The organism is Ichthyenterobacterium magnum (assembly GCF_003610635.1).
Taxonomy (GTDB): Bacteria; Bacteroidota; Bacteroidia; order Flavobacteriales; family Flavobacteriaceae; genus Ichthyenterobacterium; species Ichthyenterobacterium magnum.
This window is the reverse complement of the sequence record NZ_RAQJ01000001.1, coordinates 191,670-205,098: the sequence shown is the minus strand read 5'-3', so window position 1 is coordinate 205,098 and position 13,429 is coordinate 191,670. Positions and strand designations below refer to the sequence as shown.

Genomic DNA, 13,429 nt, shown 5'->3' with positions numbered 1-13,429 from the left:
GTTATATACCATTTGCCAACTATAACTTAAGGAGAGTTTTGTGATTTTTGATGACTTTGGAGTGTGTTAATCTCTTTTTTATTTCAAGATTAATTATTCATAAGGTTAAATTCAAAATCTATAAAGCACATATGGTATAGAGTAGCAGTTTATGAGCTATTATTGAAAGTGTATAAAATATTAAATTTGTATATTGTTAATGCTTTTTTTAATTTAAGGTGACTTTTCTCGAACTCTATAACATTATATTAAACACGTCTCATAAATCGTATGAAGACATCCCTTTTTCTGTGAGTAAAATTCAGTTTAGCAAAGATAATTATATAACAACGTATGAGCAGATAGAAGATTCTATTTATTTTATAAATTCTGGGATTGTTGAAATGGCAATAAAAAGCTATATGACTGAGAAAGTAATTGACTTCTTTTTTGAAAATGAATTGGTTTGTGGTTTTACGTCTTTTTTAATGCAAGAACCAACAGATATACAAATAAAAGCTTTAATGGATTGTGATATGGAAGTTATTAAGCGAAGTGATTTGATGTATGCTTATGATTTTTCATTAGAAGCAAATAAATTTAGCCGAATACTCACTGAACAAGGTTATATCAGAAAATCAAATCGAGAAAAAAACCTTTTAACTAAAACTGCTGAAGAACGATATGTAGAAATGTTTCAGTCAAGATCTCAATATATTTCTCTAATCCCAGTAAATAAAATAGCCAAATATCTTGGGATTCACCCAGAAAGCTTAAGTCGAATTCGAAAGAAAATAAATTCCTAACATAGGTCAAGCCTAATTTTTTTTTTAATAGTTGTATTGCATCTAGTTTTGCTATTCAATTAAAAAACAAAAAGTTATGCAATCTATTTTATCAGAATTACCAACACCGTTAGAGTTATTACTCGACCCTTTATCATTGTGCGTTTTAGTATCATATGTTATTTTAATTTTATGGGAAGAACTTTTTCCCGCAAGACAACTTCCTAAAGTTAAATTTTGGAGAATTAAAGGCTTAGTCTTTTTCTTCGCGTTCTTCTTTATTGCGTCTTATTTGCCAATTTTTATCGATCCGTATTTACTAAAATTTCAAGTGTTTGATCTAAGTCAATTAGGTGTTTTAACAAGCTCGTTAATTGGACTAATTGTTTATGAACTTGTCATTTATGCATATCACATTACCATGCATAAATATGATTTTTTATGGAGAACTTTTCATCAAGTACACCATAGCGCAGAACGATTAGATGCGTATGGTTCACTGTTTCATAGCCCTTTAGACATGATTGGCTTTACGCTTGTAGGTAGCGTTAGTTTTGCGCTTCTCATTGGCTTACCACCACAATCAGTTACCATTTTACTTTTTGTAGTGAACTTCTTGGCATTTTTTCAGCATGCCAACATAAAAACACCACGTTGGATAGGATATATTGTTCAGCGTCCAGAAAGTCATTCAATTCATCATGGTAAAGGAATCCATAGAAACAATTACGCAGATTTGCCTTTAATCGATATGGTATTTGGCACATTCGAAAACCCAAAACACTATCAAAAAGAAACAGGGTTCTATGATGGAGCATCGAGCAGACTTAAAGACATGTTCTTATTTAGAGATGTTTCAAAAAAATCAAAATAAATCTACATAAAAGTGTAATTATTCATCAATCACAAAAAAATCAGAAATAATGAAGATCATATTAAAGCTAATACTCACAGTACTAATTTTTTCATCATGTAGTAAAAATAATAATATAGAAAAAACAATAGAAATCACCGAAATTAAAATTCCAGACATAAATTTTGAGCAAGCTCTTATAGACTATGGAGTTGATACCAATGGCTTAAGCGGAACCATACTAATAAGAGATGCCGAAGCAGTAACCGAATTAGTTATTCAGGATAAAAGCATTACAAACATGCAAGGCATTGAAGCTTTTGTTGGTCTAAAAACATTGGTCTGTAGTTATAATAATATAATGAATTTAGACATAACTAATAACTTACTCTTAGAGACGCTTATTTGTGGAAACAATCAATTATTCGATTTGAATGTCACTAACTTAAAACATCTAATTTACCTAGATGCTGCGGATAATCAAATTACAGATTTAGACATAAGTCATAATAAAGCATTGGTGTATCTAGATATAAGTCTTAATCAAATATCTCATCTAGATTTAGATTACAATGTTGGTCTTAAGTATATGTATGTGTTTAACAATCAATTTACCAATTTAGATATAAGTGAGAATGTGGCTTTAATTCAGCTTTATTGTGAAAACAATCAACTCTTCTCTGTAGATACAAGTAATAATATTGCATTGAAAGAACTTTCATATGGAAATGACTAACTCATTATAACCTCATTCTATTGTCAATAAAAAATAACGATGAATCTTAAATAAAAATTGATACTTTATTATGGTAAATAAAATTCAAAAACTTGTTTTAAAATTAAAAGAATCCTTTAAAGGAAAGCCTTGGTTTGGAGATTCATTAATCCATAAGTTAAATAAAATTAACTATCAAGATGCTAATATAGTTGTAACCGATTCTAGTAAGTCAATAGCAATGATTATTCAACATCTAATTAACTGGAGAGTTTTTGTCATAGAAAAGCTAAAAAGAAATGAGTCTTATGCAATTATAATTAATTCTAATTGCGATTGGAGTGAAATTAAAATAGAAAGTGAGTTAGAATGGACCAAACTATTAAATAAATTAATTTTTACTCAAGCAGAAATAATTAAGATTTTAGAAGACCAAATGATAAATAATCAGCTTGAAAACATAGTGCCTGGCGAATCGTATTCTTTTGAAAGTTTATTGATAGGAATTATACATCATGACATTTATCATTCAGGACAAATAGGGTTACTCTTTGCTCAATTAAAAAGTAATACTTGAAAGATAAATAAGTTTTCCGTAAGACAAAAAACAAAAATTTAAGTAATAAAAAAGAGGACAATTTCAACTTTGTTGAAAATTGTCCTCTCGAGTGGAGTCGGAGAGAATCGAACTCTCGTCCAAACAAGTAACCAAAGGGCTTTCTACACGCTTAGTTTTTTCATGGTTTTCGATTATAGGCCGCTTAAAAACACGCTACCTATAACTTAGCTTCTTAATCTCGAAAGTGCATCAAAGCACTGCACCATCTTAGTCAATTTTTACGATGCCTCAAAATAGAACGCCATTAACCAAGGCTTTCTGGAGACATAAAGCTTGCTCACCTCGTGAGCCTAGGCCAATCTTACTATAATTCAGATTATGCAGCTAAAGCGTAGTTATTCTCGCCGTTTAAAATTTGGTCTAGCCTTTAACGTGTTTCAATGCCATTACACGACGTGCTTACCATTTCATTAATCTCGCTGTCAAAACCAGTCGACCCCATTAAAATGATAATTTGGGCGTTCCCTTTCAGGTCAGGCTCTCGCAACTCGCTTTTTTATAAAAATAAAAAGAGCTTAAACAGATTGCTCCATCCTTAACGCAGTCTGCAAAGTTATCAAAAAGTTTGTATAACCCTACATTTACTAGTATTTTCGTGCAAAATTTATACCAAATAGTTACTATGAAATTTGCTATCATAAAAGAACGTAAAAATCCACCAGACAGACGTGTTGTATTTTCACCAGAAAAATTAGCCGAAGCTAGAGCACAATTTCCTCAAGCAGAGTTTGTTGTTGAGTCTAGTGATATACGTGTTTTTTCTGATGACGCCTATAAATCACTCGGATTTAAAGTCACAGACGATGTAAGTGATTGTGATGTTATGATTGGTGTAAAAGAAGTGCCAATTGCCAATTTAATTCCTAATAAAAAATACTTCTATTTTTCGCATACTATAAAAAAGCAGCCCTATAATAGAAAGTTACTAGTTGCAATGCTCAATAAGAATATTGAAATGTATGACCACGAAACTATTGTAAAACAAAGTGGAGCACGACTTATAGGTTTTGGACGTTATGCGGGATTAGTAGGCGCATACAATGGGTTTAGAGCATTAGGCTTAAGAGATGGATTGTTTAGTTTACCTAAAGTAGAAACACTGGCAGATTTAGATGAAGTAAAAGCAGAGTTAGATAAAATCACGCTTCCAAATATTAAAATATTACTAACAGGAACAGGAAAAGTTGCTCAAGGCGCAAAAGAAATTTTAGATCACTTAGAGATTAAACAAATTAGTGATGCTTTATATTTAACTTCTGAGTTTACAGAACCGGTTTACTGTATGTCTGATGTCATGGAATACAATAGACGTATAGATGGAAAAGTAGGACGTAAACAAGAATTTTATAAAGACCCAACAGGTTATGAAAGTAATTTTATGCCTTACGCTAAAAAAACCGATTATTTTATAGCAGGACATTTTTATGGAGATGGCGCGCCTTATTTATTTACGCGCGAAGATGCCAAGCATAAAGATTTTAGAATTAATTTAGTAGCAGATGTGAGTTGTGATATTGATGGTCCAGTAGCAACTACTATTAGACCTTCAACGATTGCAGATCCGTTTTATGGTTATGATGCAAATACAGAAAAAGAAGTTGCATTTAATGCAAATGGAGCTATTACCGTTATGGCTGTAGATAATTTACCTTGCGAATTACCTAAAGATGCAAGCGAAGGCTTTGGTGATATGTTTTTAGAGCATGTTATTCCGTCATTTTTTAATAACGATGAGCGTGGTATTTTAAAACGTGCTAGAATGACAAATGAAAAAGGTCAATTAACAGAGCGCTACACATACCTTCAGGATTATGTTGATGGGTTAGAATAAATCTGTTTAACAAGCCAAAAACCTAAAATAAAAACACTCCAAACCCAATAGTAAATATCCAAGCTCCAGCATGTTCAGTTGGTTGTGTTATTATATTAAATATATCTGTAAATAGTTTTTGTGGACGTTCTAACAATTCCCATGAATTGTATCGTAAAACTCTGCCTAAGTATACACCAAAGCTTGATAAAAATAGAATGCAAAAGTTAATGGCTTTTAGCTTCTTTAATGATAGATAAGGTTTTAAAACAGTTTGTATATCTATAATTGAAAAGTAAAATAGGAGTAAACCACTTATTGCAAATGTGGATATCATAATACAATCATACCAAATTATTGAAAGAGGACTTAATCTTAAATGAATTAAGTCGGTCACTAAATAGGGTGCATTTGGTAAAAATAATAACCATATACTTAACCAAAACAACATAGCATATTTGTTTACATTGGTTTTAGTTTTTAGATATGTTGATATAACATAAGGGATTAGTGCTAAAAATAAATTCCATACCAGAAACAGGTAAAAAAATGATAACGTAATCTTTAAACGTATCATTAATAATAACAAACTAGCAATCATTGAGATAGATAGTATAAAAAGGACTTTAAAGTGATTAAAAATGTATGTTTTTATAGTGTTCATAATTGTTTGTTTTTATAATCTATAATTAAAACCGTAATGATGCCAAGTGAATAAGCAATATAATCGCTTATATGAAATGTGTTACCTAAAATTAGTTTAGCTGTTGTACTGTTCTCAAGGTGTAATAGTTCTAATAAATTTGTGAGCTGTAAAAACTCTATTGTAAAAGCAGTTAGTAAAACTACTATTGCTATATATATTGGTTTTGTTTTTAAGATTGTTTTAAAAAAGCAGTAGAGCATAATAACAACCAGATAATCTCCAAAAGTATGCCGTATAAAACCATCTTTTATAAAAAGTGCAATTAGAGTTTCTATTAGAAATAGAATTGTAAAAAATAAGAAATATGTTTTATTGAATGTAAGTTTCATTGTTTTCCAATTTTCGCGTTAGTGATTGAACGTTTTGACTGCGTTTAAGCAGGCTAATTGTTTGAGCTCTTTTTTACAAAAAAAAGCGAGTAGTGAAAGCGCGACCTCAACCTTGCTTTTTGCAAGTGTCGAGGAAACGCCCAAACACAACTAGCTAAACTTACCCATTGTGCCAATCAATTTTTCTAGATACAAACATGACGATTGCTAAAATGAGAAATAGACCGATACTGCCAACTAAAAGGGCATAATTTTCTAACTGAATAATTACATAAATAAACGTGTAAAGCGCAGTAAGTGATACGCCAATAAATAGTGGGAATTTTATGTTTTTAAGTATGGATTTGGAGTATAAGGTTATAAGTAAAACAACAGAAATACCTGCTACTAAATAGGCCTTTAAAAAGTTACTGTGTTCTGATATAGAAACAAGTAATGTGTAAAACATCACTAAAGCTAAACCAATCATTAAATACTGAAACGGATGAATGTTAATCTTGCTCATGGTTTGTATTAAGAAGAAGATTAAAAACGTAAGACCTATAACTAGAAAACCATATTTTGCTGAGCGTTCACTTTTTTGAAATTCGTCGACCATGACAACAAATTTTGTTCCGAAAGCAAATTGCGACAGATTAGGAATAGCGTTGAGGTGTTGTTGTGAAAAAGCTCTGTTTATATGTAATACTTTCCAGTTAGCTTTAAAACCATCTTTGGTGATTTCTTTAGTTTCGTCGTCAGGCAAAAAACTTCCAATAAAGCTTGGGTCTGGCCAATTTGAAGCCATAGACATGGTTGTTGTTTTTCCGATAGGAATTATTTGAATGAGCTTACTGCCATTAAACGTCATGCTAAAGTTAAATGATTTTGAAACATCTATTGGAGCGTCTTCTTTTTTAATGAATGATGATTCTAACTCATTTAAATACGTGTTTTGAGTATTATTAAAATTGGTTTCGAAAGTATATTTAGAGTTATTTAAATTGATAAACATTTCATTTTTTATACCCTTTAAATTAGAAGTTTTTATGATTATACTTGCTTTGTCCCAAATTATATCTTCGTCTTTTATATCTTTTGATGCTAGTTGAGGTTTTATATAATTACCAGTGAAATTCATTGAAGATGTATATACTGCAGACTCAAAGTTGCCCCGTTTTAAGGTTTTTGAATCTGCTGTTATTTGAGTGTCTAAATTCTCTGGAAATATATATGCATATTTAATTTTAGTTTCTGTTTCTGTAGCATAGGTTTTAGTCTCTTTGTTATAGATTGTTGTTTCGGTATATGTTTTATATGGCAACTTTAAAATTGGGCCATACACTAAGACATTGTTTCCCCATTTGCCGTTAATTTCATTTACAACGTCTTGTTGCCTGAAAGAGCGCTCGTTTATGAGACTGCTTATATAGGATAGTGGTAGAAGTAATATCATAACGAGAGTTCCTACCATAAGCATTCTTGCGGTAATTGATGTTTTAACCCAATTACCAAATTTGTTTGTGTTTTGTTTTTGCTGTTGTTCCATAATGTTTGATTTAAAGTACTTTGAATTTCAAAGTAAAGTGATAAAAAAAATGACTTGCATTGAGCGTCGTCGAAATGTTATTGTTTTTTAATTAATTTTTCTAATGCATCTATATGTTTTTTAAAAGCAGCTCTGCCTAATTTTGTAGTGCTATAACGTGTATTAGGTTTTCTGCCTATAAATTGTTTTTCCACTTTAATATATTCTGCATTTTCTAATGCTTTAGTATGGCTTGCTAAATTGCCGTCAGTTGCTCCTAATAGTTCTTTAAGCATATTAAAATCTGCATACTCATTTACCATTAAGATAGACATAATGCCTAATCTAATTCTGTGGTCAAAAAGTTTATTTATGTTAGTAATTATACTCATTTCACTCCTTACCTAAGTAGGAATCTTTTTTATTGAATTAAACTTTCTTTTTATTAGAATACTACCAACTATCATTAATGAGAGGCAAACTATAATTGTTATTGCGTTATCAACAATTGATAAAACATTAAAGTCAATACAATCTAATTTACCTTGTCTTTTACCTCTAAAAAATGCAAAGTATATGGATAGTAAAATTAGTATGTATCCAAAATATTTTTTCATTTTATGCCTCACTTGGTTAGATTACTGATGTTTATTATTTTTTATCATATTTATAGTACATTATTGTACCGTAAATAATATGCATTATTCCAAAGCCTAATACCCAAAGCCAAAAGCCATATCCTGGAAACCAAGCACAAATTAAACCCAAAACTAGTTGTATAAATCCTAAATATCTAATATCTCCAATACTATACTTTGAAGCATTTACTAATGCTAAACCATAAAAAATAAGCATTAAAGCACCTGTTTGTCCATATTTTTGTTGACCAAGAATAATTAAGATATAAATACCTCCAGTTATTAAAGGAATAATAAAATTTAAGATTAATCGCTTAGAAGAATTATCCCACACTTTTTCACTGTTTTTCTTAGCCTTTCTTGTTGTTAAAAAAATTGCAGTTGCAACACTTAAAAGTGCAACTAAAGCTAGAATGACTAAACATGTTTTAAAAACCCAACCATCTAAAAGTAATTTTCCGTAGCTTTGATTTATAACTAACCAATAAGCAACAGTGGCTCCAATTAATGCATATACGCCTGCTAAAATCCCGGATAAACCGCTTAAGGATATAAAACGAGATGACTTATTCATTAAGTTTTTAATCTCGCTAATGTCTTTTAAATAATCTTCTGAGCTCATAATAAAAAGTACTTTGAAATTCAAAGTTAATAAATAATTTTAATGCACAAGTTAAAAGTTTCATAAATTTAAAGTCTAAATAACTAGCATATTGAATCCTATAGATAATTACTTTTTTAGTCAAGAAGAACCCTATCAATCTATCATGTTGTATGTACGTGCTGTAATATTAAAAACATTGCCAGATGTTAATGAACGTATAGTTACAGAATTCCGTTTTACAATATAGGTAAGAAACCTATGTTGTATTTAAATGTATTAAAAGGGACAAGTTTTGTTGATGTTGCTTTTGTACAAGGTATACTTTTAGAAGAGAAATATCCTATACTTACAGACTATAATAACCGTAAACAAGTACGTTCCATTCAGGTAAAATCATTAGAGGATTTTGATGAATTAGAGTTTGTAAAACTTCTTAAAGATGCTAAAACCAATATTAATAACAGTAAAAAGGCTTGGTTTATTTAGTTAAGACTATTTATCGTTTTTCTAATAGCTACTAAATTGGCTAGAAGTGATTCAAGGTTATCTAAGTGTAACATATTTGCACCATCGCTTTTTGCATTTGCAGGATCAAAATGGGTTTCTATAAATAAACCATCTACGTTATTTACAACACCAGCTCTAGCAATAGTTTCAATCATATCTGGTCTTCCGCCAGTTACACCAATACTTTGATTTGGCTGTTGTAATGAATGCGTTACATCTAAAACTGTTGGTGCATAACTACGCATAGTTGGTATACCTCTAAAGTCTACAATCATATCTTGATAACCAAACATGGTACCTCTGTCTGTAATCCATGCATTTTCATTTCCAGCATCTTTTACTTTTTGTACGGCATGTTTCATAGCTTCAGGACTCATAAATTGTCCTTTTTTAAGATTGACAACTTTTCCGGTTTTTGCGGCAGCAACAACTAAATCTGTTTGCCTAACTAAAAACGCTGGTATTTGTAAAACATCAACATATTGAGAAGCAAGATGCGCATCAGACACTTCATGAATATCTGTTACCGTTGGGACACTAAAAGTTTCAGATACTTTTTTAAGAATCTTTAGCGCTTTTTCATCTCCAATACCAGTAAAGCTATCAATTCTACTTCTATTTGCTTTCTTGAAACTTCCTTTAAAAACATAAGGAATTTCTAACTTATCTGTAATAGTTATAACTTTTTCGGCTATTCGCATTGCCATAGCTTCGCCTTCAATGGCACATGGACCTGCTAAAAGAAAAAAGTTATCAGAATTAGTATGCTTTATATTTGGAATGTTATTAAGATTCATTTGCTTAAAGTTTCAAATTTAAGCTGCAAAGATAAGCATTAAAAGCTTCTTTTAAGACTATTTCTTATAATCCATAAGGCCATAATAAAGTTTGCCATAACAAAAAAGCCACCATAAATTATAAACTGTTTAGCAGAATTAGTTAAAGTTACAATATTAAATGCGTCAAATAAATACGCTAATATTAAGTAAGATGACAAGCATACAAATGTAATGCCTAATGTGAAATTTAATTTTCGATTGGGCTTAATGACTTGCCATAAAAAAGGAATTGCAAAGAGTAAAATTGGATATGCAGAAATTCCTTCGCTTTTATTTACAATAGTGAACCAATAAGCTATAATTGCAATAAAATAGAGATAAGGGATAAATTTTGAATACTTACTAATCATTTTCATCTGTTAAGTTTTTAAAGGGTTATCAGATGTAAATCGCCTGTTAAAAATGGCTGGTCAAAAATGGCTATTTACTATTAATCATTTCTTAAACGAAAGATACTACCATAAATTACATTTTTATTAAACTATAACATATAATTAACTAAAACTTAAAAGCACATGTTTTAAAAATGTATGAGTATTTTAATCTCTTTCAATTGCTATGTAACTCTAATAGTTTCAAGGATTTAAAATTATTTTGCAAGATTACTTTTTACAGAGGAATTTAGCGTATCTTTGCACGCTTAAAATAAGGAGCATTCATTATGGCTAATATTAAAAACATTGCAATTATTGCACACGTCGATCATGGTAAAACAACGTTGGTTGATAAAATCATGTACCATTGTCAGTTATTTCGTGAAAACGAAAACACAGGAGATTTAATTCTTGATAACAATGATTTAGAGCGTGAAAGAGGAATTACAATTACCTCAAAAAATGTATCAGTAATTTATAAAGACACTAAAATTAATATTATTGATACACCTGGTCACGCCGATTTTGGCGGTGAAGTAGAGCGTGTTCTTAACATGGCAGATGGTGTGCTTTTGTTAGTAGATGCTTTTGAAGGTCCTATGCCGCAAACGCGTTTTGTGTTACAAAAAGCAATTGATTTAGGTTTAAAACCTTGTGTGGTTGTAAACAAAGTTGATAAAGAAAATTGTACGCCAGACGAAGTACATGAAAAAGTGTTTGACTTAATGTTTGAGTTGGGTGCAGAAGAATGGCAGTTAGATTTCCCTACAGTTTATGGTTCAGCTAAAAATAACTGGATGAGTGATGATTGGCAGAATGAAACAGAAAATATTGAGCCATTATTAGATATGGTTATTGAGCATATTCCTTCACCAGAAATTCCAGAAGGGAATACACAAATGCTAATTACATCTTTAGATTTTTCTTCATTTACTGGTCGTATTGCGATTGGGCGTTTAACAAGAGGGAATTTAAAAGTGGGACAACAAATTTCTTTAGTAAAAAGAGATGGTTCTATTGTTAAAAATAAAATTAAAGAGTTGCATACTTTTGAAGGCTTAGGTCGTTTAAAAGTTGAAGAAGTACAAACTGGAGATATTTGTGCTATTGTTGGACTTGAAGGATTTGAAATTGGAGATACAGTTGCAGATTTTGAAAACCCAGAAGGTTTAAAAACTATTGCTATTGATGAGCCAACAATGAGCATGTTATTTACGATTAACGATTCACCTTTCTTTGGTAAAGATGGAAAGTTTGTAACGTCTCGTCATATTAAAGATAGATTAACTAAGGAACTTGAAAAGAATTTAGCTTTACGTGTTGAAGAAACAGATAGTGCAGATAAATTTATGGTTTTCGGGCGTGGTGTATTACACTTATCGGTTTTAATAGAAACTATGCGTCGTGAAGGTTATGAGCTACAAATTGGTCAACCACAAGTTATCATTAAAGAAATTGATGGTGTTAAATGTGAGCCAGTTGAAGAAATGACTATCGATTTGCCAGAAACAGTTTCTGGTAAAGCAATTGAAATGGTAACCATGCGTAAAGGTGAAATGTTAAGCATGGAAGCTAAAGGAGAACGTATGGTATGTGAATTTATCGTGCCTTCAAGAGGCATTATAGGTTTACGTAACCAATTATTAACAGCAACAGCTGGTGAAGCTATTATGGCTCACCGTTTTAAAGAATACCAACCATTAAAAGGTGGAATTCCTGAACGTCAAAATGGCTCTTTAGTATCCATGGAAAAAGGTCAAGCAATTCCTTATTCAATTGATAAATTACAAGATAGAGGTAAGTTTTTTGTAGATCCAGGTGAAGATATTTACGAAGGTCAAGTCATTGGTGAGAATTCTCGTGGTGATGATATGGCAGTAAATGTAACTAAAACGAAAAAGTTGAGTAACGTACGTAGTTCTGGAGCAGATGATAAAGCTAAGATTGTGCCAGCAATTAAGTTCTCGTTAGAAGAAGCTTTAGAATATATTCAAAAAGACGAATATGTAGAAGTAACGCCTAATCATTTACGCTTAAGAAAAATATACTTAACAGAAGTAGAACGTAAACGAAATAAAATTATTTAGATTTAATTTTTTGCAACTAATAATATTTAAAAGAGGATGTTTTTTAGCATTCTCTTTTGCTTTAATTTAAATTTTAGAAGTGAATGAAATTAAAAATTATTCGTTGCTTTTAAAATTAGTGATTTCTCTAACCTTATAAGGTCTTGTGTTTTGAGTTTCGTAATAAGTACGCATTTGTAAATCTATAGCAATTCCTGTTGTAAATAACTGAATGCCAACAAGTAGAAGTAATACGCCTAAGATTAATAAGGGTCTGTCTCCAATGTCATTTCCTAATATTTTTTCTATTAATAAATAAGCATTAATAATTGCTCCAAAAATAAAAAAGAAAATACCTAAGTTTCCTAATAAATATAATGGCTTTTGAAGGTAGTTACGCTGAAATAAAATAAGTAGAATATCATTAAATACTTTAAAGGTTCTTCCTAAACCATATTTTGATTTCCCATTAACTCTAGGGTGATGGTTAACATTCGTTTCACCAACACGAGCACCATTAAGGTAAGCAAGTAAACTGATAAAACGATGCATTTCACCATAGAGATTTAACTCTTTTGCAATATCTTTTTTAAATACTTTTAATGCACAACCATGGTCTTTAATATGAAGTTTAGTAGCTTTTCTAATTAAAAAGTTAGCAATTTTAGAAGGTAGTTTTTTTATGAAATTGTCTTTTCTTTTGTTACGAATCCCAACAACTACATCCCAATTTTCAGATTGTAGTTTTTGAAGCATTGGTAATATGTCCTTTGGGTCATTTTGTAGGTCACCATCTAGTGTGATAATAAAATCTCCTTTAGCTTTATCAAACCCAGCTGCCAAAGCTAAACTTTGTCCATAATTTTTACGTAGCTCAATAAGTTTTACTTTTGGGTGACTTATTTTTTTTATTTCATTGACAGTTTTATCTGTAGAAAAATCATCAACAAGAATAATTTCATGTTTAAAGTCTTTTAAAGCTTTATCAATATTTTTTAATAGTTGTTTTATATTGCCTTCCTCATTAAGAAGAGGAATGACTAAAGAGAGCAAATCACCTTGAAATTTCATATGTACAATTGTATTACAAATCTACCA

16 protein-coding genes and 1 other RNA gene are annotated in these 13,429 nt (G+C 30.6%); 8 read left to right on the top strand and 9 right to left on the bottom strand.

Annotation, left to right across the window (positions count from 1 at the left end; translation table 11 throughout):
• Positions 1–218: 218 nt before the first annotated feature.
• The 4 genes from BXY80_RS01000 to BXY80_RS00985 all read left to right on the top strand — a co-directional run bounded on the left by BXY80_RS01000 (position 219) and on the right by BXY80_RS00985 (position 2,909).
• Positions 219–785 (top strand): Crp/Fnr family transcriptional regulator, encoded by a 567-nt coding sequence (locus tag BXY80_RS01000; protein ID WP_120199356.1) that lies wholly within the window; start codon positions 219–221, stop codon positions 783–785.
• A gap of 76 nt (positions 786–861) precedes the next feature.
• The gene (locus BXY80_RS00995) at positions 862–1,638 is read left to right on the top strand and encodes a sterol desaturase family protein (RefSeq protein ID WP_120199355.1); all 777 of its coding nucleotides are present in this window, start codon (positions 862–864) and stop codon (positions 1,636–1,638) included.
• A gap of 49 nt (positions 1,639–1,687) precedes the next feature.
• Positions 1,688–2,353, top strand: a complete 666-nt coding sequence (locus BXY80_RS00990; protein ID WP_120199354.1) for a leucine-rich repeat domain-containing protein — start codon at positions 1,688–1,690, stop codon at positions 2,351–2,353.
• A gap of 70 nt (positions 2,354–2,423) precedes the next feature.
• Complete coding sequence (locus BXY80_RS00985) at positions 2,424–2,909, top strand: DinB family protein (protein WP_120199353.1); 486 nt, start codon at positions 2,424–2,426, stop codon at positions 2,907–2,909.
• Between the two features lie 89 nt (positions 2,910–2,998).
• Here the strand turns inward: BXY80_RS00985 and ssrA are convergent.
• Positions 2,999–3,391, bottom strand: a transfer-messenger RNA (tmRNA) gene (gene ssrA, locus BXY80_RS00980).
• A gap of 182 nt (positions 3,392–3,573) precedes the next feature.
• Between ssrA and BXY80_RS00975 the strand changes: the two genes are divergently transcribed.
• Positions 3,574–4,782 carry an NAD(P)-dependent oxidoreductase gene (locus tag BXY80_RS00975; RefSeq protein ID WP_120199352.1) on the top strand — a complete coding sequence of 403 codons (1,209 nt, stop codon included), beginning with the start codon at positions 3,574–3,576 and terminating at the stop codon, positions 4,780–4,782.
• A gap of 22 nt (positions 4,783–4,804) precedes the next feature.
• Here the strand turns inward: BXY80_RS00975 and BXY80_RS00970 are convergent, their stop codons facing one another.
• From BXY80_RS00970 to BXY80_RS00950, 5 genes are all read right to left on the bottom strand, one after another.
• The gene (locus BXY80_RS00970) at positions 4,805–5,425 is read right to left on the bottom strand and encodes a DUF1361 domain-containing protein (RefSeq protein ID WP_120199351.1); all 621 of its coding nucleotides are present in this window, start codon (positions 5,423–5,425) and stop codon (positions 4,805–4,807) included.
• Positions 5,422–5,796 (bottom strand): ribosomal maturation YjgA family protein, encoded by a 375-nt coding sequence (locus BXY80_RS00965; RefSeq protein WP_120199350.1) that lies wholly within the window; start codon positions 5,794–5,796, stop codon positions 5,422–5,424. The genes BXY80_RS00970 and BXY80_RS00965 overlap by 4 nt, the downstream gene beginning before the upstream one ends.
• A 160-nt stretch (positions 5,797–5,956) precedes the next feature.
• Complete coding sequence (creD, locus tag BXY80_RS00960; RefSeq protein ID WP_120199349.1) at positions 5,957–7,324, bottom strand: cell envelope integrity protein CreD; 1,368 nt, start codon at positions 7,322–7,324, stop codon at positions 5,957–5,959.
• 77 nt (positions 7,325–7,401) lie between these two features.
• Positions 7,402–7,695 (bottom strand): winged helix-turn-helix domain-containing protein, encoded by a 294-nt coding sequence (locus tag BXY80_RS00955; protein ID WP_120199348.1) that lies wholly within the window; start codon positions 7,693–7,695, stop codon positions 7,402–7,404.
• A gap of 259 nt (positions 7,696–7,954) precedes the next feature.
• On the bottom strand, positions 7,955–8,563 hold the full coding sequence (locus BXY80_RS00950; protein WP_120199347.1) for a hypothetical protein: 609 nt from the start codon (positions 8,561–8,563) through the stop codon (positions 7,955–7,957).
• Positions 8,564–8,654: 91 nt separating this feature from the next.
• On the opposite strand from BXY80_RS00950, the gene BXY80_RS13865 reads away from it, so the two are divergent.
• Together BXY80_RS13865 and BXY80_RS00945 are read left to right on the top strand one after the other, a co-directional pair.
• Positions 8,655–8,792 carry a hypothetical protein gene (locus BXY80_RS13865; RefSeq protein ID WP_162843252.1) on the top strand — a complete coding sequence of 46 codons (138 nt, stop codon included), beginning with the start codon at positions 8,655–8,657 and terminating at the stop codon, positions 8,790–8,792.
• Positions 8,793–8,803: 11 nt separating this feature from the next.
• A complete protein-coding gene (locus BXY80_RS00945) occupies positions 8,804–9,031 on the top strand; it encodes a hypothetical protein (RefSeq protein ID WP_120199346.1) in 228 nt (75 codons plus the stop codon).
• Here BXY80_RS00945 and kdsA read toward each other — a convergent pair.
• Complete coding sequence (kdsA, locus tag BXY80_RS00940) at positions 9,028–9,849, bottom strand: 3-deoxy-8-phosphooctulonate synthase (protein WP_120199345.1); 822 nt, start codon at positions 9,847–9,849, stop codon at positions 9,028–9,030. The genes BXY80_RS00945 and kdsA overlap by 4 nt on opposite strands.
• Before the next feature lie 38 nt (positions 9,850–9,887).
• On the bottom strand, positions 9,888–10,247 hold the full coding sequence (locus BXY80_RS00935) for a hypothetical protein (RefSeq protein WP_120199344.1): 360 nt from the start codon (positions 10,245–10,247) through the stop codon (positions 9,888–9,890).
• 305 nt (positions 10,248–10,552) lie between these two features.
• Here BXY80_RS00935 and typA point away from each other — a divergent pair, with 305 nt between their 5' ends.
• On the top strand, positions 10,553–12,352 hold the full coding sequence (typA, locus tag BXY80_RS00930) for a translational GTPase TypA (RefSeq protein ID WP_120199343.1): 1,800 nt from the start codon (positions 10,553–10,555) through the stop codon (positions 12,350–12,352).
• Positions 12,353–12,448: 96 nt separating this feature from the next.
• Here the strand turns inward: typA and BXY80_RS00925 are convergent, their stop codons facing one another.
• Positions 12,449–13,402: a glycosyltransferase family 2 protein gene (locus tag BXY80_RS00925; RefSeq protein ID WP_120199342.1), complete on the bottom strand. Its 954-nt coding sequence runs from the start codon at positions 13,400–13,402 to the stop codon at positions 12,449–12,451.
• Positions 13,403–13,429 lie beyond the last annotated feature (27 nt).

Excerpts from the sequence above, each read along its gene's own strand:
- BXY80_RS00955 (WP_120199348.1), bottom strand. The coding sequence starts at position 7,695 with ATGAGTATAATTACTAACATAAATAAACTTTTTGACCACAGAATTAGA.
- creD (WP_120199349.1), bottom strand. The coding sequence starts at position 7,324 with ATGGAACAACAGCAAAAACAAAACACAAACAAATTTGGTAATTGGGTT.
- BXY80_RS00970 (WP_120199351.1), bottom strand. The coding sequence starts at position 5,425 with ATGAACACTATAAAAACATACATTTTTAATCACTTTAAAGTCCTTTTT.
- typA (WP_120199343.1), top strand. The coding sequence starts at position 10,553 with ATGGCTAATATTAAAAACATTGCAATTATTGCACACGTCGATCATGGT.
- BXY80_RS00985 (WP_120199353.1), top strand. The coding sequence starts at position 2,424 with ATGGTAAATAAAATTCAAAAACTTGTTTTAAAATTAAAAGAATCCTTT.
- BXY80_RS00925 (WP_120199342.1), bottom strand. The coding sequence starts at position 13,402 with ATGAAATTTCAAGGTGATTTGCTCTCTTTAGTCATTCCTCTTCTTAAT.
- BXY80_RS00995 (WP_120199355.1), top strand. The coding sequence starts at position 862 with ATGCAATCTATTTTATCAGAATTACCAACACCGTTAGAGTTATTACTC.
- BXY80_RS00975 (WP_120199352.1), top strand. The coding sequence starts at position 3,574 with ATGAAATTTGCTATCATAAAAGAACGTAAAAATCCACCAGACAGACGT.
- BXY80_RS00945 (WP_120199346.1), top strand. The coding sequence starts at position 8,804 with ATGTTGTATTTAAATGTATTAAAAGGGACAAGTTTTGTTGATGTTGCT.
- BXY80_RS00950 (WP_120199347.1), bottom strand. The coding sequence starts at position 8,563 with ATGAGCTCAGAAGATTATTTAAAAGACATTAGCGAGATTAAAAACTTA.
- BXY80_RS00935 (WP_120199344.1), bottom strand. The coding sequence starts at position 10,247 with ATGAAAATGATTAGTAAGTATTCAAAATTTATCCCTTATCTCTATTTT.
- BXY80_RS00965 (WP_120199350.1), bottom strand. The coding sequence starts at position 5,796 with ATGAAACTTACATTCAATAAAACATATTTCTTATTTTTTACAATTCTA.
- BXY80_RS00990 (WP_120199354.1), top strand. The coding sequence starts at position 1,688 with ATGAAGATCATATTAAAGCTAATACTCACAGTACTAATTTTTTCATCA.
- kdsA (WP_120199345.1), bottom strand. The coding sequence starts at position 9,849 with ATGAATCTTAATAACATTCCAAATATAAAGCATACTAATTCTGATAAC.